Origin of the sequence: Chryseobacterium sp. SIMBA_038 (genome assembly GCF_046535115.1) — a bacterium.
GTDB lineage: Bacteria > Bacteroidota > Bacteroidia > Flavobacteriales > Weeksellaceae > Chryseobacterium.
In genome coordinates, this window is the sequence record NZ_JAWRXH010000002.1 from 88,223 (window position 1) to 114,352 (window position 26,130).

Genomic DNA, 26,130 nt, shown 5'->3' on the forward strand with positions numbered 1-26,130 from the left:
CAAAAATATAAATAATTTTCCAATCTACAAAAACTTATATGAAAATTAAAATCAATCACTTACATCAAAAAGCTTCAATCTATGATTAAAGAAATATGCATATCATTATATATAGGAAGAAAAGCGAGGAAAGAAAGAGATAAATATAGCTGTATTAAATAAATATATTTTTTTATTCTATGATCTTAACATCAACATTTTTATTCCATTTAAAATCTTTTACATTTTGTTTAAGTGATTCATGGATTTTTGGATTGATAGAATAAATGAAAACATGGCACGTCCTGTAACAACTTATTTTTTTTAGGCTTAAAACAGTATCCCCAATTTGATTATTTAATTTAAAATAAGTTGTGAAGTATATAAAACCTGGCTCTTATTTTTAACCGTATCATATTTTACCCATTTTATTTGTGGATCTATACTCCCGACAAGAGATTGTTTCAACTCGCCTTTCTGCTTATTGGTATGCTGATAACTGAAAGATTTATTAATGACAGGAATATGATATACAGTAATATTTTTCATAGCCTTTTCATCATTATATATGTACTTCTTACCTTTGAATTTAGACACTTGCGAACGTATTTGATTTTTATTTTTCAAATAATTATCAGGACTCTTTATGTTGTATAACGAAAGAAATACTAAAAAGAAGCATCCAACTCTCCAAATCACCTTATCAGAAGTCTCTTTTTGGAAATATAGAATAAGAAATGAAAAGAATAAACAGAAATTAGCAGCAGCCATCATCCTCATATTCATTTCTTCAATTTGTTGAAACCATCCTGAAACCATTAAAGATAGGGCATAAGTAACTGCCATTATCCAAATTAAAATATGAAAGTAATATAATGACGTCTCTTTCGCCTTTTTATAATAGGTGAGAAAATATCGAAACATTAGAATATCTATACCTAAAATCAAAAACTGAAAACCAATACTTACAATGCTATTTGAAGCCGGTTTTATTCCAATATAAGGATCTATTACATTAGAAACACCTAACAAATCACGCAATACATATATCGGTATTAATTCTCCAGGTGCTCCTCTCAAATCTTCACCCGTAAAACTTCCAAAATATAAATAATTAAATAATAAATATCCTCCAATTCCTAATCCCGAAAGAAATGCAAACAATAATAAAGGTGTGAAAAACTTTTCCTTTCTCAATTTTAAAAATGTAAAAAAGAGAAATATTAAAATTGACAGATAAACATAAATTCCCGAATATCTTACGGTGAACATACAAATCATCATCAGGGAAGCTTCAACCGCATTTACGTAAAGCTTTTTTCCGGAAAACATTTGATGTAGAAAGTAAAACAGAAAGTACAAGAAAAAGATAAAAGGACCTTCAGAAATTACTCCGCAAAACACAAAAAAAGCTGTCTTTCCGGCAAGCAGCAGAACCGTTTCTCTAAAATAGAATCTTTTAAAATATGAAAATGATAAAATACCTACAATAAAGACAAAATTTAAAATTTTTGAAGCCCAAAAATAATCCTTTACAAAAAAGTGGCAGATTTCTAGCAAAACCGGATAACCTAAAGGAAAAAGATTTGTTTTTAAATTAGGCAGATCCGAAGCAATCCCAAAATACGACAGACTATCAGCTCCTATTCCACCCGTAGGAAGAAAAAAAGGTTGAAAAAAATAGATAATTATGATTAATACAGCTAAAATTTTATACTTCATTACAGACTCTAGTGTTTTACCGCAATATTAAGGAAACTTATTCAAATTATTTTTAAAAATCCTCTCATAGTTAGGTTCTATTGACTATAAAAGTGGTTCGGTACAATATTTTCTAACTTTGTGGATATAAAAAATAAACATATGAAAAACGCAAGTATTATCGGGCTTCAGGAAGCCGACTGCAAAAACATTTCGGAAAAATTAAATATACTTTTAGCCAACTATTCCGTATTTTATCAAAATACAAGAGGTTCGCACTGGAACATTAAAGGTGATCAGTTTTTCACGCTTCATCCAAAATTTGAAGAGCTTTACAACAGCTTAGTTTTAAAAATTGATGCAATAGCAGAAAGAATTTTGACTTTAGGGGCAACTCCGGCACATAATTATTCTGATTATTTAAAGGTTGCGACTATTAAAGAAACTAAAGAGGTTTCAGATGGAAACAAAAGTGTAGAGAATATTTTGAATTCATTTAAAGTGGTTATTGATCTTCAAAGAGAGCTTTTAGACATCACAGATAAAGCAGGAGACGAAGGTACAAACTCTCAAATGAGCGACTATATCACAGAACAGGAAAAAGAAGTTTGGATGTACAACTCTTATTTAGGGAAGTAAACAGACAAAATCATCGAAATATTTAAAAAAATCGTCTTACATTTAGACGATTTTTATTTTTAATTATTAAATTTGCGTTAAAATTACACATATATGCACGACGTCCGATTAAACTCCATTCTAGATAATGATTTCTATAAAGTAACTATGCAAAATGCAGTGGTGAAATTATTTCCAAGCTCTATTGTAAAATACGAATTCATCAACAGAGGAAAACATCAATTTCCGGAAGGTTTTGACGTTGCTTTAAGAGAAGCAGTGACAAAAATGGCAGAATTAAAATTAACCAAGGACGAAAAAAAGTTTTTGGCAAGAACGTGCCCATATTTAGACCTTCCCTATTTAGATTTTCTTGAAGGCTATCATTACGATCCTTCTGAAGTTAAAATTCATCAGGATGGAACAGATCTTAGCGTTACTGTTGAAGGACTTTGGTATAGAACAATTCTTTGGGAAGTGCCTTTATTAGCTCTAATCAGCGAACTTCATTACGAAATGAATCACATGGAAAGAGATTCTAACGATGTTGTAATGAGTAAAACTGTGGAAAAAGCAGAATCCCTTACAAAACTCGGCGTTAATTTCGCGGAATTCGGTACAAGAAGAAGACATTCTTACAAAGTACAGAATCTGGTGATGGAAGCTTTAAATCAAAAGAAAGATTCTACATTTATAGGAAGTTCAAACGTTCATTTCGCAATGAAATATAATGTAAAACCTATTGGAACTCACGCTCATGAGTGGTTTATGTTCCACGGAGCAGAATATGGTTTCAAAATGGCCAACGAATTAGCCCTTGAACATTGGGTTGATGTTTACAGAGGTGATTTGGGAGTTGCTCTTTCTGATACTTACACGACAGACGTTTTCTTCCGTCAGTTCGACAAAAAATTCGCAAAACTTTTTGATGGTGTACGTCATGACAGTGGTGATGCTTTAGAATTTGCGGATAAAACAATTGCTCATTATGAGAAAAACGGAATTAATCCTTTATTTAAATATATCATTTTCTCTGACGCTTTAAATCTTGAAAAAGTAGAAGAAATAACCAAATACTGTAAAGGTAAAATCGGAGTTTCTTTCGGGATCGGAACCAACCTTACTAATGATGTAGGTTTAAAACCAATGAATATTGTAATGAAATTAATTGGCGTTCAGGCACCCAATAAAGAATGGATTCCTACCGTAAAACTTTCCGACGAACATGGAAAATACACAGGAGATCCAAAAATGATAGAATTAGCCAAAGAGTTTTTAAGAATTAAAGACTAAACATATGCGACTAAAAATTTATTTATCCCTCTCTCTTTTCGTGGCAACTTTATCTTTCGCTCAAGAAAAGAAAACAGAAAAGCCAAAATTCAATCAGGAATTAGCAACATCTCTTGGCGCAGACAAATACGGAATGAAAGCTTACACAATTGTAATGCTGACAACCGGTTCTGCAAAAATTGAAGATAAAGCTAAAATGGCAGAATTAATGAAAGGACACATGTCCAACATCGGAAAATTAGCAGACGAAGGAAAAATTATCGTTGCCGGCCCTTTTCTTGAAAAAAATAAAGAAAACTACCGCGGAATGTTTATTTTCAATACAAAATCTAAAGAAGAAGCCGAGCAATGGGTAAAAACAGATCCAGCAGTAAAGGGAGGAGTTTTCAGTTATGAGATTTTCTCTTGGTATGGGTCGGCGGCTTTGCCTTTGTATTTGAAACATCATGAAGAGATTTCGAAAGAAAATCCTTAAATATGGGTTTTTACAGTAATTTTTCTGAACAAGATTTAATCGAATCTTACAAAAATCTGATTGATTATCAAGGTAAGCCAAGCGAAGAAATTTTAGAAGAAATTTCAAAAAGAGGTTCGATAGATGATTTTGTAAATAAAATTGAAAATCAAAAATTGATTCTGGATGAACGCAACAAAATCATAAGAGAAATTCATCAATATTATCTAAATAAGTCTTCAAAAGAAGAAACACTTTTATTACTGAAGTCGGATCTATTATCGACATCGGAAATAAGAGTCCTTGTTGAAGAAAAGTATACAGATATTCACTACAGAACTGAAAATTTAAAAATTGATTCTAGTATTATAATTAGTAGTATTATTGGAGCCATAATCGCTTCAATTGTAAGTACGATGGTTATGTTTTTACTGCTTGCAGCAATTAATTCTTTAATTGTGTTTAATTTCTTTTTGCTGATACCAATATATATCATTAATTATCTCATTATTAAATTTTTCACCAATAAAACAAGAGATAATCTGGCAGTTTTTATTGCAACTTTTGTGGCAACTGTTTTAAATTGTATTTATTTTTTTGTTTTGATATATTTTAATGAATAAATAATTAGATTTATAAAAACAAAACCACCATGAAAACCATCGAAGAAGTTTTAAAAAAACTAGACGAAATCATCATCTGGAGCAAAGAAAACCAAAGTCCTGTAGGATATTTCGCCTGTACGTACAGAATTATGACTGCACAGGTTTTGAAAGGAATTCAACAGAAAAAATTTGAGGATAATCCAAGAATGACTCTTCTGGATCTGGCTTTTGCACAACGATATCTTGAAGCCTGGGACAATTACAGCAAAGGAAAAAAGTGCACTCAATCTTGGTATATTGCTTTTGAAGCTGCAAAAAATAAAAACCTTTTAATTTTACAGCATATTTTTCTGGGAATGAATGCTCATATCAATCTGGATTTGGGAATTTCCGCTTCTTCGGTGATGCCTTACAGAAAAATAAATCCACTTAAAAAGGATTTTGAAAATATCAATAATGTGATCGCGTCAATCAACCAAAAAGTTCAGGATTCTTTAAACAAAATCTGTTATCCGGTTGAATTGATTGATAAAATTTCAAATGGAAAAGATAATGTTGTTTTAGATTTTGCAATTTCTAAAGCGAGAGATACTTCCTGGACAACGGCAGTTATTGCGTCAAACACACCTCAATTTCTGAGAGAATCTGTTATCAACATTGTAGATTACGCCGCCGCAAAAGTAGCTTCACAGATTATAAATCCAAAACTTCTTACTCCCGCATTAACCAAAGAACTGAAAAAATGTGAGAGCAGTGATATTGTGAAAAATATTGAGATTTTATCTTCAACAAAAAATATTTAAACAATTCATTTTTGAGGTTTCCCGTAAAGAAAATCCGTTTTTCTTTTTGTAATTTTGTAGCATGGAGATGACCTATTTAATTATTGGATTTATTGCCGGGGGAATTCTTGGTGCGGTAATTTTATATTTTGCGTTGAAATCATCGATGGTTTCACGAAGTTCTTATGATGAACTCAACAATTTACAGATTAAAAATAATTCGGATCTGGAAAATTCTAATCTTAAAATTCAGGAATTAAGCCAGAATATTAACAAAGAAAAAGAACTGAATCAACAGCAGACAGACCTATTAAACGATCTGAAAAACGAATTTGCTAAAATCTCAGCCGAACATTCATCGTTGAATTCTCAGTTTCTTGAGCAAAAACAATTCAACACAAAACAGACTTCTCAAATTGAAAATCTTCTGACAGAAAAACAGAATATTTTTGCTAAAAATTCTGAACTTTCTGCCATCAATGAAAGTATGCAAAAGTCTCTTGAAACTCAAAAAGGAGAGATTACTAAAATTCAGGAAGAATCTAAATTGCAGTTTGAGGTTTTAGCCAATAAGATTTTAGAAGAGAAAACCGAAAAGTTCACAACTCTTAATCAGAATAATCTTAAATTGATCTTAGACCCTTTCCAAGAAAAGATTGCCGATCTGAAAAACAGAGTAAATGAAGCTTATGAACAAGAAAATAAAGAACGTTTCTCTCTTGCCGAAAAAGTAAAAGAATTGGCCGAGCTCAATCAACAAATCTCGGAAGATGCAAAAAAACTGACAAGAGCATTGAAAGGCGAAAGCAAAACTCAAGGAAACTGGGGAGAAATGATCCTCGAAAGTATTCTTGAAAAATCCGGTTTGGTAAAAGGAAGAGAATATTTTCTTGAACATGAACTTCGCGATGAAGATAATAAAGCTTTATTTTCAGAGTTTTCAGGCAAAAAAATGCGTCCCGATGCTGTTATAAAATATCCGGATGAAAGAAATGTGATCATTGATTCTAAAGTTTCATTGACAGCTTTCACCGAATTGGTTGACGAAACCGACCAGGATGTTTATTTAATTAAGCTTAACCAACATTTATCTTCAATAAAAACTCACATCACTCAATTAAGCCAAAAAGCTTACGATGATTACGGAAAATCGCTGGATTTTGTTATGATGTTTATTCCAAGCGAACCCGCGTATATTGCGGCAATGCAGGCAGACCAAAACCTTTGGAATTACGCTTATGAAAGAAGAGTTTTACTATTAAATCCAAGCAATTTAATTACTTCATTAAAGTTGATTGCTGACCTTTGGAAACGAGAATATCAAAACAGAAATTCCATGGAAATTGCAGAAAGAGGAGCTAAATTATATGACAAATTTGTTGGTTTCGTGGACAATTTAGAAAAGGTAGGAAAAAATTTAGATCAAGCTAAAAATGTCTACAATGAAGCCTACAAACAGCTTTCTACAGGAAATGACAACCTTGTTATTCAAACTCAGAAATTAAAATCTTTAGGAATAAAGAATAAAAAAGACCTTCCTCAGAGCATGATCGATAATTCTAATAACCTTCTAGAGTCATAAAAATGATTGAAAGTTTTCAAAACGATAAAATAAAAAACATCACTAAATTACTTACAGACAACCGATTTAGAAAAAAATCTGGTGTATTTGTGGTGGAAGGACAACAGGAAAATGAAAGGGCTCAGAAATATGATTTTGAAGCGGTAGAGTTTTTCATTTGTGAAACCATTTTTAAAGGTAAAGCTCCGGAAGGAAAAATACATTTTGTTAATGATAAAGTGTATGACAAAATAGCATACAGAGGTAGCTCTGAAGGAATTATCGGAGTATATAAAGCTAAAGAGAATCATTTAAATACATTTAAACCTAAAGAAAATTCAACCGTAATTATTGTTGAAGGTGTTGAAAAACCGGGAAATTTAGGTGCAATTTTAAGAAGCTGTGAAGCTTTTGGCGTTGATGCTTTAATTGTAGCAGATGGTAAAACAGACTTTTATAATCCAAACGTAATCCGCTCAAGTGTTGGTTGTCTTTTCGGAATGGAAGTATTTCAAGCTGAAAACGAGGAAACATTAGAATTTCTTCAGAAAAATAAGTTCAATATCTATACAACGATTATGGATGAGAGTTCTGAGGATCTATATAAAAGAGATTTTACGAAAAAATCTGCGGTCTTATTTGGAACAGAACATTCAGGAATAAGTGATTTCTGGACAGGAAAAGGAAAAAACACCTTAATTCCAATGACAGGAAGCATCGATTCTTTAAATTTAAGCAACGCCGTTGCCATTACATGCTATGAAGCATTGAAACAAAAGAAAGGATAATAATTTTTAGTAAGGAAGTTTGAAGCTAGAAGAACGGAGTTTTTAAACTAGTAATTTTATAGAAACCAACAGACCAATAGTAACTTCCAGCATCCATCTTCCAAGCTTCCATCTTTAAAATAAAATGCATAAAAAAACCGATTCACTAGGTGAACCGGTTCTTTTATTTTTAGGTTGAGGCTAAAATTATTTTTTAGCAGCGTCAACAGCTTCTTTAGCGTCTTTAGCAGCACCTTTAGCAGCATCAGCAGCACCTTTAGCAGCGTCAGCAGCACCTTCAGCTGTTTTCTTAGCAGCATCAGCACCAGCAGCAGTAGTTGCAGCAGCAGCATCTTTAGCAGCACCTACAGTAGCAGAAGCAGCAGAATCAACAACAGTTGCAGCAGAATCAGCAACAACAGCAGCTGAATCAGTAGTAGCTACAGCAGCAGAATCAGCAGTACCTTCAGTAGAAGTAGCTTCAGTTTTTTTACAAGCAACTAGAGAGATTGCAGCGATAGCAGCTACGAATAATGACTTTTTCATAATAAATTAAATTTAATTTTGTTAATATTGTTTTTTAAAATTTTCTTTCGTTCTGTTATTTGAACAAGACAAAGGTATAGCAGATACAAAAGTTGTTTATGAAAAATAATTGTAATACCTTTGTAAAATAGTTTTACAAATAAACTTAACTGATAATCAGTAATTTAATTATATTTAAAAAATTGACAGATTTAGATCTATTACATTTTGAGCAGCTAAAAAAGGATGTCCAAGCTCAATATTTGAAAGAATATACTCCTTCCTATGATGATATTTCAAAATGGAAGGGTATAGATATTATATATTTTCAGGAAGATCTTCGTAAAAAGGCTAAAGGAAACATTAGCGAAAAATCTTTTTACACCTATTTCAAAAACTCTCCGGTTACCAAATTACCCCGCATCGATATGCTCAACTTATTGAGTATTTATACGGGTTACGACTCATGGTATGAATTCAAAAAGCAGCACCTTTTTGCAGGAGAATTGTTACAGGAAACGGAAGATTTAAGTGAAGAAGATATACAGGAATTAGAAAAAACACTTGAAAATTCACAAATTCTTCCAGATAACGAGATTCAGTCTAAAAAAACGGTTCAAAAAGAGCAAGAAAACATTGATTTACAAAAATCAATTACTGAAAACCAAATAGTTAATCAAAATCAAGAAATAAAAAATCAATCTGATTTTGAGCCTGTAAAACCCAAGAAAAATTTCTTAAAAAAGAACGCTTGGGCATTCATAACATCAATTTTGGTGATCGCAACCGGACTTCTAGGTTTTAAGGATGAAATTTTTCTAAAAGAATATAAATATTGTTTCACGGATGCAGACAGAGGAACTTCGGTAATCAATACTTTAGAAATAAAAGTGATTAAGGAAAATGAATCTCCAATTCTTTACAGGATAAAACCGGGTGAGTGTTTTAAATATTCAACAAAAGATAAGATCCTTAAAATGGAGATCAGAGCACCCTTCTACGAATATTTAACAGTAAACAGAAGCTTAGAAAACGCACCTGAAGAAGAAATGATAGAACTGAAGCCTGATGATTATAAAATGGCTGTCAATTATTTTTCAGTAAAAGATGCCAACGGTAATCCGGAACTTCTTAAGCAAAAACGTAAGCAGCTGGAGAACCTAATCAGCAACAACGCTATTATTTATCAGGTTTACGACAATACCACCTACGGTATTGAGACCTTAGATAAACAGAAATATATTACCTTAGTAACAACTCCTACTACTTCTCTTAAAAATCTAAGTGTAATTGAAATGAAAAAAGATAATAAAGGAAAAATAGTATCCATAAAATTTAAAATTGCAAGTACAGATGAAAAGAATAAATAATTTTTTAATTTTTGCAATAATGCTTCTAACTCTTGCAGCCTGTAATAATAAAAAAACAGAGGTAAGCGATCTGGAAACACTTAGAAATAGTAATAATAAAAAGAGCTATCCCGCGGTAAAGATGGATAGTGCGCAGGCAATAAATTTCATTACCAAGCAAAAGGTTCAGGAACTTTTAGACTTGTCAACGCTATATTTATCTGGAAACAAGAATACAGAGATCGACACAGTAATTTATTCTCAAATGGGAAGTTATTTCCATAAGCCGGATAGCATGACATTCAAAAAGCTTTTCCGAGAACTGGATAGTTTAAAGGTAAAAAGTGTAAAAGTGAATAATTTATCCGTTTATAAAGATTATTATAAAAATGATACGCTAGATTACGCGAAATTTAATGTAGAATATTTTGATGACAAAAACAGATCATTAGGAACATTTGAGAAAAATGCGCAATATATTTTAATGTCAACACCAATTAAATTTAAAAAAGAATTTAAATTTTACTTCCTCAACTTCTACTCTTCTCCATTAAAGAAAGACAGCACATCGGTCGGAGTAACCAAATAGTCTAGAGGAATATCATTTTCCCAAACATCATCAATAAATTCATCGGGGTTAAAATAATTAACTCCGATTTTTTTTGTCTCGGAAGAAAGATTTTCGAAGAAACTATCATAAAATCCTTTTCCATAGCCTACTCTATTTCCTTTTTTATCGCAATACAGCAAAGGAGTTATGACATAATTAAAATCTAAGACTTTAGAATCTACATTAGAAACAGGCTCAGAAATATCCCATTTATTAATTTCAAAATGAGCGTCTTTAAAAATTTCAACCGAAATTAATTTTGTATCCACAATTTTAGGGACAAAAATTCTGATGTTTCGACTTAAAAAATAATTAATGAATATTTGAGTATCAATTTCTTTAAACTTCTCAATTGGAATAAAAACATGAACTTTTTGATCCGAAACAGGTTTAAAATATTCAATGAAATTTTCAAAAACCTTTTCAGATAACAAGAAAGCCTCATCAGTTGACAAGGCTTTTCTTTTTTGCATATATTTTTTTCTAAGCTCAGCTTTTAGCATTCTAATTAAGCTTTTTCAGAAGGTTCTATAATTTTATATAATTTGTCTGATAAACGAACTTTAAATGGAAGTTCAAAAGTGATTTGATCTCCAACTTTTGCCGTTTCACAAGGACCTCCGTTCGCGAAAATTTCAGTAATTATTACTTCTTGCTCACCCGTTGTTGGCCCTGAAATTAATACTTTATCACCAATTGAAAGCTCTTTATTTTCAATTAAGAACTGAGCAATTTTTGATTTTGAGTAATAATGCTCTCCTTTTCCAATCAATACCTTTTTAACCTTAATTTTCTGACGAATATCTGTAGTTTCAGTTGTTGTAGCTTTTGCTAAAGTTTGAGTCGACAAATCTCCGGAATTTTTAAACTTCAAAGCCTCAGATTTTCCTTTTCTGAAAACTTTATTTCCAACCTGCAATCCTTTTCTTAGTGCAACTTGTTCTTCTCTAGGCAAATGTATGATTTCCAAACATTCTGTGGAGCATGTATTTTCCATAGCAGCTTTACACTCATCACATTGAATAAACAATAAATGACAAGCGTCATTAGCACAATTCGTATGGTTATCGCAAGGTTTACCGCATTGGTGACACTGCGAAATAATATCGTCTGTAATTCTTTCTCCTAATCGGTGATCAAAAACAAAATTCTTCCCAATGAATTTGCTTTCAATGTTTTCTTCCTTGATTTGACGCGTATATTCAATAATCCCACCCTCTAATTGGAAAACATTTTTGAAACCCTGATGTTTGAAGTAAGCACTCGCTTTTTCACAACGAATTCCACCTGTACAATACATTAACAGGTTTTTATCTTCTTTAAAATCCTGTAACTGTTCGTTGATAATCGGTAAACTTTCTCTGAAATTTTCTACATCAGGAGTAATTGCTCCTTCAAAATGTCCTACTTCACTTTCGTAGTGATTTCTAAAATCGACTACAATTGTATTTGGATCTTCCAATAGATTATTAAATTCCTGAGCTTTTAAATGAATTCCTTTGTTGGTAACATCAAAAGTTTCATCATTTAAACCGTCGGCAACAATTTTATGTCTAACTTTTATCGTCAACTTTAAGAAAGAATGGTCGTCTTGCTCAACTGCTACATTCAAACGGATTCCTTTCATGAAATCGTAGACTTCCAATGTATCACGAAATGCTTCAAACTGATCTGCAGGAACGCTCATCTGAGCATTAATTCCTTCATGAGCAACATAAATACGGCCAAGGGCATCAAGTGCATTCCAGGCTATAAATAATTCGTCGCGAAATTTTTTGGGATCTTCAATTTTGGCATACGCATAGAAAGACAATGTAAGACGTTCCTTACCAGCTTCATCAATAAGTTGAGCTCTTTCTTCTGCGCTTAAGGTGTTATACAGTTGCATGCTATAAACGTTTTAAGTGAGAAAAATATTTTTGCAAAGATAAGAATTTTTTGAATTGGTTGCTAGTTGATGGTTTTTGGTTGTTCATTTTTAGTCATAAAAGCTTGACAAGGATGCTGACTTCAGATAAAATCTTAACTCAAAATTTAACCTTTATGACCATTCTGACATCTATACTATGTCAGATTGTCCTTTAATATAATTTTAAGTTTTGTTAATTGACCTTTATAATTATGACATAACACATAAATTATTGCTATTCCTGTTAAATTTTAGTTAAAATTGAAACATATCATACTAATCGCATACCTATTTAGCATTAAATTTGTTTACTGTAGAACATAAAATTAAAAGAAGATATACAATGAAGAGTACTTTAAAAAAACTATTACCATTTGCCGTAGTAGGAGTTATCTCAGGAGCTACTACCGTTGGCACAATACAATATTTCGGTCACAATTCTAATAATGAGGACCAAGGTTATTTTAAATCTGTCTCAAATGTTTCGTTTGCCGGAATGAATACTGGTGCCGTGGGTGACGATTTCGTAAAAGCGGCTAAGACTACAGTTCCAGCTGTGGTAACTATTAAGAATTATCAAAACAGAGCAGCTTCAGGAGGAAGAGCATCTGAACAAGACCTGTTTGATTTCTTTTTTGGTGATCCTTTCGGGGGAGGAAGAGGTCAAGGTCAGCAAAGACAAAAGCCACAGCAACAAGCACCTGATAATATGCCTTCAGGAATGGGTTCAGGGGTAATTATTTCGCCAGACGGATATATTATTTCCAACAACCACGTTGTAGCGGGTGCTAATAAATTAGAAGTTGTATTAAGCAACAAGAAATCTTACATCGCGACATTAGTAGGAACAGATCCGAATACAGATATTTCATTATTAAAAATTGAAGAAAAGGGATTACCTTATTTAAATTTCGCAAATTCTGATAATATTGAAGTTGGACAATGGGCTCTTGCCGTAGGTAACCCACTTGGACTGAATTCAACCGTTACCGCAGGTATTATCTCTGCTAAAGGAAGAGGAATCGGGATTTTAGGCGGTCAGGGTAAAGCAGCCAACCCGATTGAAAGTTTTATTCAAACGGATGCTGCCATCAACCCAGGAAACTCAGGAGGAGCTTTAGTTAATACAAATGGAGAGCTTATTGGTATCAACTCAGCAATCCAATCTACAACAGGATATTATCAAGGATACGGATTTGCTGTTCCTGCTAATTTGGCAAGAAAAATTGTTGAAGACATCAAGAAATTCGGAATCGTACAAAGAGGATTCCTTGGAGTACAGTCTCTAGATCTTTCTGATGATATGCAGGTTCAGGCTTATAACAAGCAGAAAAAGACTAACATCAAGTCTGGTTCAGGAGTTTATGTTACAGGATTCGGAGACAGTAGCGGTGCAGAAGATGCAGGTCTGAAAATTGGTGATGTTATCACTAAGATTGATAACTCTGACGTTACAGATTTCGCCGACTTATCTATCGCTATCGGAAGCAAACGTCCTGGTGATAAAGTACAGGTTGCTTACCTAAGAAACGGTAAAGAAAACATGACAACCGTAACCTTAAAAGATCAAAAAGGCGGAACTTCCACAAGAACAAAGGCTGATTTAAGTATAGGAGAAAAAATCGGAGCAGATTTTGAACCATTAAGTGAAAGATTCAAAACAGATTATGGATTGACGAGCGGTGTTGTTGCTAAAAACGTATCAGAAGGCAGCGAAATGGCCAAAATAGGAATCGTAGATAATTACATTGTAGTAGAAATCAACGGCAAACCTGTAAACTCTCAAAAAGACGTTGAAAAAGTGTTAGATAAATACCAAGGAAACGTACAGGTGAAATTTGTAGATGAATACGGAAGAATTTACACAAAAGGTTTCAAAATGCCTTAATAAAATTTAAGCTAAACATTTTCATATCAAAGAAAAACCGCTACAGAATTTGCAGCGGTTTTTTCATTTATGATTTATTGTTCATTTTCTCGGCGATCCTTCTTTTCTTCTTCCGTTCATAAATTACTTCAACAATCTTACCTCCGATCCAAGCGAAAGGGAAAAACGTAAGGAAAATAGATATTTTATAAAACGTAGGATGATAAGGAAAAATAATAACATCCAGCATGGCTATAAACAACATAATAAAGCCAATAAGGATAGCATAAGCCACTTTAGCATACTTCACGATGATTGCCGTCGCCACCCCTCCAAAAGTACTCCCTAATCCGGAAATAAACAAAAGGAAGCCAAAGAAAGCCTCATCATCTTTCATACTGTAAAGAAACCTCTGCCAATGCTCAAACGGAGCAAATGCTTCAAAAGTAACCCATTGCGGAAAAACCCTTATACCAAGAGTGATAATAAGCCCCGCGATAACGAGACCCACCAAAACCGCAAATGTATTTCTTATAAAGCTCATTAATCCTGGTGTGCGATCATAGAAATTTCAATATCAACATTTTTAGGCAAGCAAGAAACCTGCACAGTTTCACGAGCCGGAAAGCTCTCTGCATCCAAATAAGACGCATAAATATCGTTCATTACCGCGAAATCATCCATACTTTTAAGGAAAATGCTTGCTTTTACAACGTTTTTGAACGTCATTCCAGCTTCAGTAAGAATTGCTTCAAGGTTTTTCATTACCTGGTGCGTTTCTTTTTCAATTCCTTCTACCAATTTACCAGTTGCAGGATCTACAGGGATCTGACCTGAAATATACAGTACTCCGTTTGCAAGATTTGCTTGAGAGTATGGTCCGATAGCTGCAGGTGCATTCACTGTGTTGATTACTTTTTTCATATGTAGGTACTTAATTTTTTCTAAGGTCATATGCAATCACCGCTTCTTGTATTGGTCTGTTAGAAAATTCAGTCAACAGTGATTTCATTAGAATTTATTTTGGGTGCAAATATAAAATTTATATTCAAATATCAATATGATATTTAGAAAGGTGAGTTTGGCTGCGTGAAACTTCTGTCTTTATATTTCAATGCATCACTTAAAATATTAGCTTTTATACCAATAAAGAAGTCGTACACTTTATACTGTCCGAAAGGAACCCAGTTAAAATTAATGGTAAAACTTCGTTGATCTCTTGAGAAACCAATCCTTGTATACGCCAATTCTTTCGTTACCATGTCGTAGTGGGTACTTCCGTTGATGTTCCAGAAAGGAGTCAATTTAAGACTACCGTCTAATCCTACCGATGCCATTCTTGTAGGAATTCTATTTCCTGAAGTTTTTGTATAGGCATAGTTTGCATTCACATTCAACGTCCATGCCTGATCGAAACGAGCATAATTATCATCATCAAAATAATAATTCTCATTTCTTATTTCTCCTTTTGATTTATATTTTTTAGCGTAATCTGTTTTTTCTCCAAAAATCTCACTGCTTAAAGGATAAGACAACTGCACGTTAAATCCTTGTACACTGAAATGACCAAACTCCTCCGTTCTGATACCACCAGTATCCTGTCCCGGAAGATATATGATTTTATATGGATCTAAAGACAAACTTGTATTTACGTTCAGCTTATTATTGAAGAAAGAAGATTGTCCGTTGATCGTAAAGATTGACCAAGGGTGATCGTTAGCCGCAAAATTATAACTTCCGGAAAGGTTTAAAGATTCAAATATTTTGATCTTTTTTACTCCGGTAGAATCGCTTTTAGACTTCACTTTCATCTCAATATTGTTTCCGATATTGAATCCTAAAGCTCCAACCAATCCGCTTGAAGGACTTCCAACTATACCTCCCTCAAAAATTGAATAAGGCGTTAAAGCTCCCGTTGCATTGTAATAGTTTTTATAATATCCAAAGCCCGAACCTCCAAAATCAGGAGAGTAAGTAAATCCGATACTCGGCGTCATCATATGTCTCACAGCTTCTATTGCAGCTCCTTTTTTAAACTTCATCATTCCGTACAACGTTGTCTGAATACTTGCTGTTGTTGAGAATGTAGAATATCCGGTAATTCCCTTATTTGTTTCAGTAATATCTTTATTGGCGATAGGATCGTAGAATTTATTGACCGTTTTTGTTGTTAAAGCATTATCAACATTTGCTCCTAATGTGAAGGTAAAATATTTTGCAAGAGTGGTGTTTGTAGATAGCGCAATATTATTTTTAAGCCCAGTCTCCATTTTATCCCACATTTCTTTTTTGAAAAGTTCGCCTTCTTCAGTTCTTACGAAATTCGTTAAATTGATTCCTGTATTTACTGTAATATTTTCTAATAAACCTTGTCTTACCCCTGTTTTAGATTTAAATAAATAAAACTGATTGATTGCAACATTCATTTGTGGCAAACGTAAATCTGCCTGTCCCGTTGCAAAATTCTGAGAATAAGAAGTTGTTCCTGTAATCGTAATCGGTAATTTCAAGAACCTTTTTGTAATCGTTACAGTTGAGTTTTGCTGAGTATTTAATACATTCTGATTTAAAATATAATTGTTATTCAGCGTATTATTATAAAATTTAGTACTTACAATATCTACGGAAGCAGAGAACGTTAGAAAAGGATTCGCTTTTGTATCCTGAGTATGTCTCCAAGCAATTCTGTAGGTACTGTTTTTATTATAATCATCAAGACCTTTGATCCCTCTTACCATTGTTCCGACATCTGCGGAGAAGTTTCCGGAGTAGCGGTATTTCTTTAGATAATTCATTTCAGGTCTTAAATTCCAGCTCCCTTTTGTATAAATATCGGCAAGAACTTTAAGGTCAAAATGCTCTCCAATCGGTTGATAATATCCTATTCCATTTAAAAAGAAACCTACATCCTGCCTTTCCCCAAAACTCGGGATTAGAATACCTGCCGATCTTTTATCAGAAAAAGGCAAAATAGCAAACGGCATAATCAAAGGCGTCGGAACTCTTTCAATATATAATTGAATCGGCCCGGTTATGATCTGAGATTTTTCTTTAGTTTTAATTAATTTGATATTGGAAGCAAGCATGTGATAATCCGCCGCTGTATCTTTTTTCTTGATAAAATACTCATCGGTTGTATACAGCGCATTTTTCATCGCAAAGACAGAATCGTTATATTTTTTTGTCTTTTTAGCGATAATTACTCCTTCACTTTCTTCGGTTCGGGCATTAAAAGCAATTGCCTGCTTAGTTTTGGTGTTATATTGAAACTCGTCGGTCTCATATTTTTTTCCAGCCTGAGTTGTAATAACCGGCTCGATGATTTTCCCTAAAGAATCCTGTTTACCTCTCGCATACATTAGACTTTTTTGTTCATCTATGGAGATATAATCTGCATCAATCTGCATATCCTGATACTTCACCTGAGCTTTTTTGTTCAGGTAAATCATCTTTTTAGGGAAGTCTCTACGGATATTATCTGCTTTAGTCTGAAGAATATCTTCTAAAGACTCTTTTTTTACAACAATGGTATCCTTTTTGGAAATAGTATCATTAACCGCATTTTTAGGCAATTTTTCAGACGTTTGCTGTGCTAAAAAACTGTTAAAAATTAGGATAATTGAAATTTGTAATATATTTTTGAAGACGGTTTTGACCAATTTTTGTATATATTTATAATGTATATAATTCAGGCTCAAAATTAATATAATTTTTAAAACTGTAAGATGCACAAACAAAATTTTAAAATAATTTTATCATTTCTCCTGATACTGGTCTGTAATTTTATTTTTTCACAGAAGAAATTTACCATCGTTTTAGATGCCGGACACGGGGGAAGTGACCATGGAGCCAATAGAAACTACGCCGACATCGGAAGAGTCGCGGAAAAGGATGTTACCCTAGCCGTTGTGTTAAAAATTGGTAATATGCTGGAGAAAAATAAGGACTTTAAAGTAATTTACACTCGTAAATATGATGAATATCCTTCTTTATCGGACAGAACCAACCTTGCAAACAGGAGCAAAGCAGATCTTTTTGTATCGGTACACTGTAATTCTGCACAAAGATCCGGCGCTTACGGAACCGAAACTTATGTACAAGGTCCAGATCAAAATGATACCAACTTAGAAGTTGCAAAGAGAGAGAATGATGTGATCTTTCTTGACGAAAAAGATAAACAGACATTTGGTTCTTACGACGCCAGTTCTCCCGAATCATTAATTGCCCTAAAACTTCAACAAAGCAAATATTTGGAATCCAGTCTTCTTTTAGGCGGATTGGTAGAAGGAAATTTTGTTGAAAAAGATAAAAGATTCTCAAGAGGTGTTTTCCAAAAGAACTTACACGTTCTTCGTATGAATGCGATGCCTTCGGTACTTATTGAGACAGGATTTATCAATCATCCTGAGGAAAGTCATTACTTAGCATCAGAAAAAGGTCAGGATGAAATTGCAATGAGTATTTACACCGCCATCATCGATTATAAAAAAGCGGTTGACAGAAAATCTGGAGGAGCATACAGTTCAACAACCAAAAAACCTGAACCTGAAAAGCCAGCCGAAGTTGCATTAAAGAACGATTTCAGAATATTATTAATGAGTTCTCCTACGAAGTATAACGATAATGATCCTGCTCTAAAAGGATTAAACTACATTCTTCCTATCAAAGAGAACGGACAGTACAAATACTATTACGGAGTTACCAACATGGCTTCTGTGAAAGATATTAACTTAAGAACAGCTAAAGATGCAGGGTTTAGAAATGCATTTGCGGTTGGATTTATGCCTAATCAAAAATTAAGCACCGGATATTACACTCTTGAAGTCTTTGTAGGTGAGAAATTAAATGGCAATTCATTCATCATTCAAACCCTGAAAGATGTTGAAAGAAACAAAGAAGACGGTACTTTCTACTATACTTACGGAAAACTGTTCACTTTAGAGGATGCTGTGAAACTTCAGAAAGAGATTGAAGCTAAAGGAGTTAAAAATACGGTCATTCAAAAAGTTTATAAATAGTGAAAAATAATTTTGAAGTTTAAAAGTTAATTTCTACTTTTGCAACCTCAAAATTTGGTCTATTCGTCTAGTGGTTAGGACTCAAGGTTTTCATCCTTGCAACAGGAGTTCGATTCTCCTATAGACTACAGAAAAAAGTATTCTGGTAAGCAAAAATGAGAGAAAATTGAAAAATTTTATTTAATTTTGCAACCGCATTTATTCTTAATGAGAGAAAATAGGTGAAAAACATTAAATCCCTAATGTTCTATGATCCCAAATTAAGAAAAAGCAAAATGATGAATACTAATTTATTAAATCCGAAGGATGTATTTCCGAAAAGATTTACAAATAATTTTATATCATGCCGGATTTAAAAATACAAGAAGCCAAGCTGCTTTTTAATAAAATCCACTCTAACCCAAAAAGTTACGATTTAAAGATCAATGAAGATGGGATAACAGGCAAGGATGATAAAATAAGTTTCAGACTTTACAAGAGTGGAGAAAGAGGAGCGATGGAAGTTACAATTGACGGACTCACCTTCACCAACACCACCGGAGAATGGAACAACGCAATGATAATGTTGGAAAATATTATCAAGAGAATAGATAAAGAACAAGAAAATTTTAAAATAGAACAAGCAATAGATAAGCTTAAAAAGTACCTTTCAGAAGAAAATTAAAAATTTTCAAAAAAAGTCAAAAATAATTTGGCAGGTATCAAAAAAGTTTTTATTTTTGCACTCACATTTAAACGATATGGCAAATCATAAATCAGCATTAAAAAGAATAAGACAAAACGAAGTTAGAAAAGTTCGTAACAGATACTATCACAAGACTGCAAGAACAGCTTTGAAGGTTTTAAGAAATGAAGAAGACAAAGCTGCTGCTGTAGAGCAATTGCCAAAAGTTATCTCTTTATTGGATAAATTAGCTAAGAAAAATATTATCCACAAAAACAAAGCTGCTAACTTAAAAAGCAAACTTACTAAGCACGTTAATAAACTAGCTTAATCAGTATAGTTGGCCCGTTCGTCTATCGGTTAGGACCTCAGATTTTCATTCTGGTAAGAGGGGTTCGACTCCCCTACGGGCTACAAGACTTAATTACTACTAACCGGGTAATTAAAATAAGAGTTGAAACTTATAAAAACAAAATACTAACCCTGTAATCTAATTACAGTTTGGTAGATGGCCCGTTCGTCTATCGGTTAGGACCTCAGATTTTCATTCTGGTAAGAGGGGTTCGACTCCCCTACGGGCTACAAAAGAGACTTTATTTTTAAAGTCTCTTTTTTTTTGTTCTTAATTATAAACTATTCTTGACATAATTTATTCTGTTATATTTATAAAAAGCTTATCTTTGCAATCATCAGATGATAAGATGTATATACTATGCAAATTCAAAGAAAAACATTAGCTCAAGAAGTAGCGGAAAGATTGATCGAAGGAATTCTTAATGATGAATATCCTGTCGGTGAAAAATTACCCATCGAACCAGAGCTAATGAAAATCTATGGTGTAGGACGATCAAGCATTCGTGAGGCGATAAAAATTCTATCGATTAAAGGAGTATTGAGCGTCCAACAGGGTGTGGGAACGTTTGTAGTTTCTAAAAACATTCAGGAATCATTGGATATTCAAATGAGTAAAGCAGAAATTGAAGAAGTTCTTGAAGTAAGATCTCTGCTGGATTCAAAAATCGCAGCAAAAGCAGCCATCAATCATACGGAGAAAGAATTAAAAACAATTAAAGCTTACTTAGATCTTAGAGAGCAATTTGCTGAAGAAAACAAAGCACAAGAATGTTATCTAGCAGATATTAACTTTCATGTTGCGATAGCTGAAGCTTGTGGAAATACCCTTTTAAAGGAAATCTATAAAATTGCAAGCAAAAATATTCTTAGAAGTTTCGAAACCAATCATAACAATAATACCCCTTCTTTTAAAATTTCACAGAAGATACATACAGAACTTTATAACAGCATTGAAAATAAAGATCCAGAGAAAGCAGCTCTTATTGCTCAAAAAATTGTTGAAAAATTATATTAGGAATAAAATAAATCATTAAAATCATAACAAAATTCATCAGATGACAAGATGAATTTAAAACAACCACTCTATGGATAACATACAGACTAAAACAATTGACACGAACAAAATTGTTTATCCAATCTTATTTATGATCAGTTTTTCGCATTTTTTGAATGACCTGATCCAATCTACCATCCCATCATTATATCCAATTCTAAAAGGCGAGTTTAGCCTATCTTTTTCGCAGATTGGGATTATTACTTTGGTATTTCAACTTACAGCCTCAATTTTACAGCCATTTGTCGGAATTTACACCGATAAAAAGCCAAATCCCAGATCTTTAGCCATCGGAATGGGATTATCAATGGCAGGGCTTTTACTTTTGGCATCAGCTCATCAGTATTATGTCATTTTAATCTCAGTTGCTTTGATCGGAATGGGTTCATCTATATTTCACCCAGAAGCTTCAAGGGTTGCCCAACTCGCTTCGGGTGGACAAAAAGGACTTGCTCAATCTATTTTTCAGGTAGGGGGTAATTCCGGAAGTGCGATCGGGCCGTTATTGGTTGCTCTTATTGTGCTTCCTTTAGGTCAGGGATACGTTGGACTGTTTGCCATCGCCGCTTTTATCGGAATTATCCTGTTATGGAGAATCGGAAACTGGTATGCTGAAAGATTAGCCTTCAAAAAAACAGCAAAACATAAGGATTTGGTTGTTAATATTCAGTTATCAAGAAAAAAAGTAATCTTTTCTGTGAGTATTTTATTGGCTTTGGTGTTTTCAAAATACATTTATCTGGCTTCAATGACGAATTATTTTACATTCTTCCTGATTGATAAATTTCATATTTCTGTAAAGGATTCTCAATTGTATCTATTTATGTTTCTTGCAGCAGTTGCGGTCGGAACTATTTTAGGCGGAAAATTGGGTGATAAATATGGCAGAAAGAAAATTATCTGGATCTCCATTTTAGGTGCTGCTCCATTTACGCTTTGTCTTCCCTATCTTTCATTGGTTTGGACGATTGCATTTGCCGTTATCATCGGATTGATCATTGCATCAGCATTTTCTGCCATTTTGGTATACGCAACAGATCTTATGCCTGATAAAATTGGTTTGGTTGCCGGATTATTTTTCGGGTTCATGTTCGGAATGGGTGGAATTGGTTCTGCCGTTTTAGGTGCAGTTGCCGATGATACAAGTATTGAATATGTATTTAAAATCTGTGCATTTTTACCTTTGATGGGAATCATCACTGCTCTTTTACCGAATATTCAAGGAACAAAAAAGAGTAAATAAATTTTAATTATTAAATCTTTATTATTCATGTAGTTTGTCATTCCGGAGGAATCTCAACAAAGTAATTAACAGAATAATTTTCACAAGCTATGTCTAGATTCCTCCGGAATGACAAAGAAGATAGATATTTTCTCGTTTTTTAATTTAAAAAATAAAAATTTAAGCTAATAATAAAAAACCCTTTACTGCAATAGTAAAGGGTTTCGTTATCTAATTATTAAAAATAAAATTCTTTCCGAACTGTAATTAGTTCTTAATAAATTTCTGTTGATAAACTGCTTTATCAGTTACTACTTTCAAGATGTACATTCCTTTTGTAAGAGAGCTTACGTTGATTTGTCCATTATTGATCTGTGCATTGATCATCTTACCTGAAAGATCAAAGATCACAGCATTGGTAATTTTATCCTGAGTTTTAATATTCAAAACATCTGTCGTTGGGTTTGGATAAATACCGAATTGAAGCTTCTTAACCTCAGCAGTTGCCAAAGTAGAATTAGTAGCATTCACGGTAAGTGTTTTTTCAACAACTTTACCATTTGAATTAAAACTTAACACAATATCAGCCGTTCCTGAACCTTGAGGTGTAAGAACCAACTCTTCATTAGCGTTGATCACCGCAGAAATTACCGCTGTATTACTGTTTGATTTGATAGATTTAACAATAGCCGCAGCTAAGTTATCACCATCAGAAATTACAGTTTTTAAATCAATTGTAGATGTTCCGTTCACAGAAACCTGAGAAGGGAACGTATTGCTAACCACAGGATTCGTAGTATCAGGGAAAACCGTGATCGCCGGGAACCAGTAATAATCGTTTAATATTTTTGTGTTGGTTAAAGTTCCTGTATTATTAAATGTATGTATCCAGTTTTTCTGGTAATGAGCTCCGTAACCGCTTTCTGTAGTATTTAAAATAATCTCGTCAGTAACAGGATTTACACGTAAAGCTGCTCCATAAGGAATTTGTTTGTAAGTTCCTGTTTGTCCCGGAATTGCTGCAAAATTTTCGTTAAAAGTTTTTGTATTAATATCAAATTTAACGATCTGAGTTCCTGAAGCGAAACTGTTGATAGAATTGATCCAATATAAAGCATTTTGCTGATTACTTGCTGTAAAGCTACCTGCATTCCAAGCTCCCCAAGCTCCGATATATTTTGTTGTTGGGATTGCGTATTCTGTTTTTGCAAAAGTCACAGGGTTGATATTTACCACTTTTTGATCCTGAACCGTCCAAATACTTCCGTCTTTAGCCTGAACAATAGAATGGAAAGAACCTGCAATGGTAGCCACAACCGTATCTGTATTAGGATTGATAACTAAAATTCCCGCAGCCTGTTTTACTGCAAAAACATATTGTGAAGTACGGATCATATTTCCGATCTGTCCTGCATATTGGCTTCCTCCTCCGGTTGTAGGAATTAAAGTTCCAACCGCTAAATTATCAATATCAAATGTATAAATTCCGTTAGAAGCTCCGATATATCCTTTGTGTTCATTCACACCAACAAAAGATCTTCCGTCTCCTCCGCCGATATTATTAAATCCAGCAATTTTCTGCATTGTTGAAGCATTTGCAACAACCAATCTTCCTCCAGGTGTGTATTGAGTATCTCCACCGTCAGCAGCTTGTTTTGAGATAAAGTAAAATTTATCTCCGTAAATTGTTCCGTACTGAGTCGTTGCTCCAAAAGCCTGATTGTTATTCGCATTGCTGTAGACACGATAGTTAATGTTTCCATTATTATCAACAAAATTTACAGAACCATTGGTATGACCGAACCATTCTTCATTCACGATAAAATATCCGTTAGTGAAATTAGTTGAAGAAATATATGGTGAAACCGCAGTCATCGTTGAAGAAATAGGAAAATCTGAAAATCCTGCATTAAAATTCCAAACATCCCAAGATCCGTTTACTAAAGCACGGGTTGAAGCTCCAACGCCTGAATATCCGAAATCGGCATCAGTAGGATCTTTTACCCAATATGACCAATATCCGTTGGTTGTCCATCCTGAAGACCAATGATCTGCAGCATCTGCTGCGGTATAATCATCAAAATCGTAAGCTGTAGTGTTTACAATTCCGTCAACAGGGTAATAAGGATAAGTAACGTTTCCGTTTTTGTAAAGAGCGTTTGTGTTTGCACCATTTAGATCAAAACCAAGTCCGCCGATTGCCGAACCGAACTGAGTTCCCTGATACAACAAAGTATAGAATCTGTGATCTGCTTTTGCAATCGCTTTCAACATATCTTCACCTGTAGCATTTCCGTCCCATCTGAATCCCCAAACTAGAGCATCCGGATTTTTGCTGTCGTTCCATTGTACCACAAAAGCAGCCTGATTAGAACCTGTCCCAACCCAATATTGAACATCAGCAAACGTTAAAGTCGTATTGTTTGTCTGATTTTGAGTCGTAATATTCTGCTGAATATCATTTCGGGGCACTCCCTGAACTTTTATCTGCGCATTCGTAAAACATGCAAACAGAAAAAGCATCGTTAAAAGATAAAACTTTTTCATTTTTAATTAGTTTAAATATTTTATTGTTAAATTTTTTAATTTAAATGTAAATCGTAAGCTCCGGCAACCTCCGTAGAAACTTCTCCAAGCCAGCCTGCTTCCTGATTGGTTCCTGTGTACACTTTCACAAAATCTACACCCGGAAGTTTTACATAATTCCCGTTTTGGTCAACTGCCCAGGAAATATCGATATTGGATGCTTCATCATTATTCGGAGCATTATCTGCATATCCGAAATCATAAGACTTCCCTACCCAATAAGCTCCTGTTCCGCTTTGATCGTAAAAATTACCCTGAAGTCTGGTTCCTGTAAAACTGTAAGAAGTATCATTAATCCACAAAGGATAATAACTTTGTGCATGGAAGGTGTTTCTTGTTTTAAATCCTACATTCCCAAGAGTGTCCTGCCATTTAATGTACTCAACATCAGTCTGCCAAAATTCAGTTCCAGGAACAGGTGGCTTGTTTTCGTTGGGCTTAAAATAAGTGATGCTATAGTTTTTAGCGGTTGTATTTTTAAAATATTCGCTTCCGGCGATCTCGTACCATTCGTTGTCATCGGGTTTTCCGTTTTTGTTTCTGTCGTAGGCAACCATGATAATTCCCGGTTCGCAAGATCCAGAACGGGGCTGATTGGCTTCATTTCCGAAGAAAGCATTTCCCAAAACTTTAAAATCTCTTCCATTCATATTCGGAATCGTATGATCAAAACCAAAAACAACATATCCGCCATAACCTCCAAGCGTAACCATTGTAGAATTGCTTCCAACTAAAGATTCTTTAGCTTTTTGGATCATATCATTTGCTGTATTTCCTGAGAGATATTCCGGAATTTCATTGATAAACTGCCCTACAGCCGGACGGAAATCAAAAACATTAGAAATATATTTGCTGTAAGTTCCCGCTTCATGATTTACTGAGATTGAAGAAGTGTATGTTTTTACCGTTCCGTTGTTCTCAACTTTTAATTTTAAAGGATACGTTTTTACAACAGGACTGATAAAATCCAATTCAGAATTTTCAGAAATAATAGAATCATTGATACTCCATGTTAGTTTCCCGTTTAATTTCGGGGTAATGTTTAAAACTTTGAAACGATCAATCGTATAGTTTTCTTTCAACCCTTCAAAAGAAGAATTATCATTATTTACCTCTTCATCATTATCACTTTTACAACCTATAATTCCAATAAGAAGAAAAGCAAAGAATGAGGTTTTTAAAATTTTAAAAATATTTTTATCCATATTTTGG

The 26,130-nt window shown here is 33.6% G+C and carries 24 protein-coding genes and 3 tRNA genes; 18 read left to right on the plus strand and 9 right to left on the minus strand.

Going from position 1 to position 26,130, the window contains the following annotated elements:
• Positions 1 to 336: 336 nt before the first annotated feature.
• Positions 337 to 1,701 carry a hypothetical protein gene (locus SB689_RS06615; RefSeq protein WP_410691352.1) on the minus strand — a complete coding sequence of 455 codons (1,365 nt, stop codon included), beginning with the start codon at positions 1,699 to 1,701 and terminating at the stop codon, positions 337 to 339.
• 141 nt (positions 1,702 to 1,842) lie between these two features.
• Between SB689_RS06615 and SB689_RS06620 the strand changes: the two genes are divergently transcribed.
• From SB689_RS06620 to SB689_RS06650, 7 genes are all read left to right on the plus strand, one after another.
• Positions 1,843 to 2,319, plus strand: a complete 477-nt coding sequence (locus SB689_RS06620; protein ID WP_410691353.1) for a Dps family protein — start codon at positions 1,843 to 1,845, stop codon at positions 2,317 to 2,319.
• Positions 2,320 to 2,412: 93 nt separating this feature from the next.
• A complete protein-coding gene (pncB, locus tag SB689_RS06625; protein ID WP_410691354.1) occupies positions 2,413 to 3,591 on the plus strand; it encodes a nicotinate phosphoribosyltransferase in 1,179 nt (392 codons plus the stop codon).
• 4 nt (positions 3,592 to 3,595) lie between these two features.
• Positions 3,596 to 4,066 carry a YciI family protein gene (locus SB689_RS06630; RefSeq protein WP_410691355.1) on the plus strand — a complete coding sequence of 157 codons (471 nt, stop codon included), beginning with the start codon at positions 3,596 to 3,598 and terminating at the stop codon, positions 4,064 to 4,066.
• Positions 4,067 to 4,068: 2 nt separating this feature from the next.
• On the plus strand, positions 4,069 to 4,668 hold the full coding sequence (locus SB689_RS06635; RefSeq protein WP_410691356.1) for a hypothetical protein: 600 nt from the start codon (positions 4,069 to 4,071) through the stop codon (positions 4,666 to 4,668).
• Positions 4,669 to 4,697: 29 nt separating this feature from the next.
• On the plus strand, positions 4,698 to 5,453 hold the full coding sequence (locus SB689_RS06640) for a DUF5995 family protein (protein WP_410691357.1): 756 nt from the start codon (positions 4,698 to 4,700) through the stop codon (positions 5,451 to 5,453).
• A gap of 61 nt (positions 5,454 to 5,514) precedes the next feature.
• Positions 5,515 to 7,014, plus strand: a complete 1,500-nt coding sequence (gene rmuC / locus SB689_RS06645) for a DNA recombination protein RmuC (RefSeq protein ID WP_410691358.1) — start codon at positions 5,515 to 5,517, stop codon at positions 7,012 to 7,014.
• A 2-nt stretch (positions 7,015 to 7,016) separates the two neighbouring features.
• Entirely contained in the window at positions 7,017 to 7,781 is a 765-nt protein-coding gene (locus tag SB689_RS06650) for a TrmH family RNA methyltransferase (protein WP_410691359.1), read from the plus strand.
• A 186-nt stretch (positions 7,782 to 7,967) separates the two neighbouring features.
• Here SB689_RS06650 and SB689_RS06655 read toward each other — a convergent pair whose 3' ends face one another.
• On the minus strand, positions 7,968 to 8,306 hold the full coding sequence (locus tag SB689_RS06655) for a hypothetical protein (protein WP_066752945.1): 339 nt from the start codon (positions 8,304 to 8,306) through the stop codon (positions 7,968 to 7,970).
• Positions 8,307 to 8,488: 182 nt separating this feature from the next.
• On the opposite strand from SB689_RS06655, the gene SB689_RS06660 reads away from it, so the two are divergent.
• Both SB689_RS06660 and SB689_RS06665 read left to right on the plus strand, forming a co-directional pair.
• The gene (locus SB689_RS06660) at positions 8,489 to 9,655 is read left to right on the plus strand and encodes a hypothetical protein (protein WP_410691360.1); all 1,167 of its coding nucleotides are present in this window, start codon (positions 8,489 to 8,491) and stop codon (positions 9,653 to 9,655) included.
• Between the two features lie 19 nt (positions 9,656 to 9,674).
• Positions 9,675 to 10,223 carry a hypothetical protein gene (locus tag SB689_RS06665; RefSeq protein ID WP_410691361.1) on the plus strand — a complete coding sequence of 183 codons (549 nt, stop codon included), beginning with the start codon at positions 9,675 to 9,677 and terminating at the stop codon, positions 10,221 to 10,223.
• On the opposite strand, the gene SB689_RS06670 is transcribed toward SB689_RS06665, so the two are convergent.
• Both SB689_RS06670 and SB689_RS06675 read right to left on the minus strand, forming a co-directional pair.
• Positions 10,172 to 10,717 carry a 5-formyltetrahydrofolate cyclo-ligase gene (locus tag SB689_RS06670; RefSeq protein ID WP_410691362.1) on the minus strand — a complete coding sequence of 182 codons (546 nt, stop codon included), beginning with the start codon at positions 10,715 to 10,717 and terminating at the stop codon, positions 10,172 to 10,174. The two genes, SB689_RS06665 and SB689_RS06670, sit on opposite strands and share 52 nt — an antisense overlap.
• 35 nt (positions 10,718 to 10,752) lie before the next feature.
• Complete coding sequence (locus SB689_RS06675) at positions 10,753 to 12,132, minus strand: rhodanese-related sulfurtransferase (protein ID WP_410691363.1); 1,380 nt, start codon at positions 12,130 to 12,132, stop codon at positions 10,753 to 10,755.
• A 364-nt stretch (positions 12,133 to 12,496) separates the two neighbouring features.
• On the opposite strand from SB689_RS06675, the gene SB689_RS06680 reads away from it, so the two are divergent.
• On the plus strand, positions 12,497 to 14,041 hold the full coding sequence (locus SB689_RS06680) for a trypsin-like peptidase domain-containing protein (protein ID WP_410691364.1): 1,545 nt from the start codon (positions 12,497 to 12,499) through the stop codon (positions 14,039 to 14,041).
• A gap of 67 nt (positions 14,042 to 14,108) precedes the next feature.
• Here the strand turns inward: SB689_RS06680 and SB689_RS06685 are convergent, their stop codons facing one another.
• The 3 genes from SB689_RS06685 to SB689_RS06695 all read right to left on the minus strand — a co-directional run bounded on the left by SB689_RS06685 (position 14,109) and on the right by SB689_RS06695 (position 17,679).
• Positions 14,109 to 14,564: a hypothetical protein gene (locus SB689_RS06685; RefSeq protein WP_410691365.1), complete on the minus strand. Its 456-nt coding sequence runs from the start codon at positions 14,562 to 14,564 to the stop codon at positions 14,109 to 14,111.
• Complete coding sequence (locus SB689_RS06690; protein WP_054512082.1) at positions 14,564 to 14,944, minus strand: RidA family protein; 381 nt, start codon at positions 14,942 to 14,944, stop codon at positions 14,564 to 14,566. Before SB689_RS06690 ends, SB689_RS06685 begins: the two co-directional genes overlap by 1 nt.
• 143 nt (positions 14,945 to 15,087) lie before the next feature.
• Complete coding sequence (locus tag SB689_RS06695) at positions 15,088 to 17,679, minus strand: putative LPS assembly protein LptD (protein ID WP_410691366.1); 2,592 nt, start codon at positions 17,677 to 17,679, stop codon at positions 15,088 to 15,090.
• Between the two features lie 66 nt (positions 17,680 to 17,745).
• Between SB689_RS06695 and SB689_RS06700 the strand changes: the two genes are divergently transcribed.
• The 8 genes from SB689_RS06700 to SB689_RS06735 all read left to right on the plus strand — a co-directional run bounded on the left by SB689_RS06700 (position 17,746) and on the right by SB689_RS06735 (position 22,353).
• Complete coding sequence (locus SB689_RS06700; RefSeq protein ID WP_410691367.1) at positions 17,746 to 19,038, plus strand: N-acetylmuramoyl-L-alanine amidase family protein; 1,293 nt, start codon at positions 17,746 to 17,748, stop codon at positions 19,036 to 19,038.
• 56 nt (positions 19,039 to 19,094) lie between these two features.
• A tRNA-Glu gene (locus SB689_RS06705) sits at positions 19,095 to 19,166 on the plus strand.
• A 215-nt stretch (positions 19,167 to 19,381) separates the two neighbouring features.
• Positions 19,382 to 19,702 carry a hypothetical protein gene (locus SB689_RS06710; RefSeq protein WP_066752973.1) on the plus strand — a complete coding sequence of 107 codons (321 nt, stop codon included), beginning with the start codon at positions 19,382 to 19,384 and terminating at the stop codon, positions 19,700 to 19,702.
• Between the two features lie 76 nt (positions 19,703 to 19,778).
• Entirely contained in the window at positions 19,779 to 20,033 is a 255-nt protein-coding gene (gene rpsT, locus SB689_RS06715) for a 30S ribosomal protein S20 (protein WP_066752975.1), read from the plus strand.
• Between the two features lie 11 nt (positions 20,034 to 20,044).
• Positions 20,045 to 20,116: transfer RNA gene (locus SB689_RS06720), tRNA-Glu, on the plus strand.
• A gap of 96 nt (positions 20,117 to 20,212) precedes the next feature.
• Positions 20,213 to 20,284 (plus strand) — tRNA-Glu (locus SB689_RS06725).
• A gap of 130 nt (positions 20,285 to 20,414) precedes the next feature.
• Positions 20,415 to 21,071 (plus strand): FadR/GntR family transcriptional regulator, encoded by a 657-nt coding sequence (locus tag SB689_RS06730; RefSeq protein ID WP_410691368.1) that lies wholly within the window; start codon positions 20,415 to 20,417, stop codon positions 21,069 to 21,071.
• Between the two features lie 70 nt (positions 21,072 to 21,141).
• Positions 21,142 to 22,353, plus strand: coding sequence for an MFS transporter (locus SB689_RS06735; protein WP_410691369.1), 1,212 nt, complete (start codon positions 21,142 to 21,144; stop codon positions 22,351 to 22,353).
• Positions 22,354 to 22,599: 246 nt separating this feature from the next.
• Here the strand turns inward: SB689_RS06735 and SB689_RS06740 are convergent, their stop codons facing one another.
• Both SB689_RS06740 and SB689_RS06745 read right to left on the minus strand, forming a co-directional pair.
• Positions 22,600 to 24,879: a DUF5074 domain-containing protein gene (locus tag SB689_RS06740; RefSeq protein ID WP_410691370.1), complete on the minus strand. Its 2,280-nt coding sequence runs from the start codon at positions 24,877 to 24,879 to the stop codon at positions 22,600 to 22,602.
• Between the two features lie 35 nt (positions 24,880 to 24,914).
• Positions 24,915 to 26,123, minus strand: coding sequence for a cell surface protein (locus SB689_RS06745; RefSeq protein WP_410691371.1), 1,209 nt, complete (start codon positions 26,121 to 26,123; stop codon positions 24,915 to 24,917).
• Positions 26,124 to 26,130 lie beyond the last annotated feature (7 nt).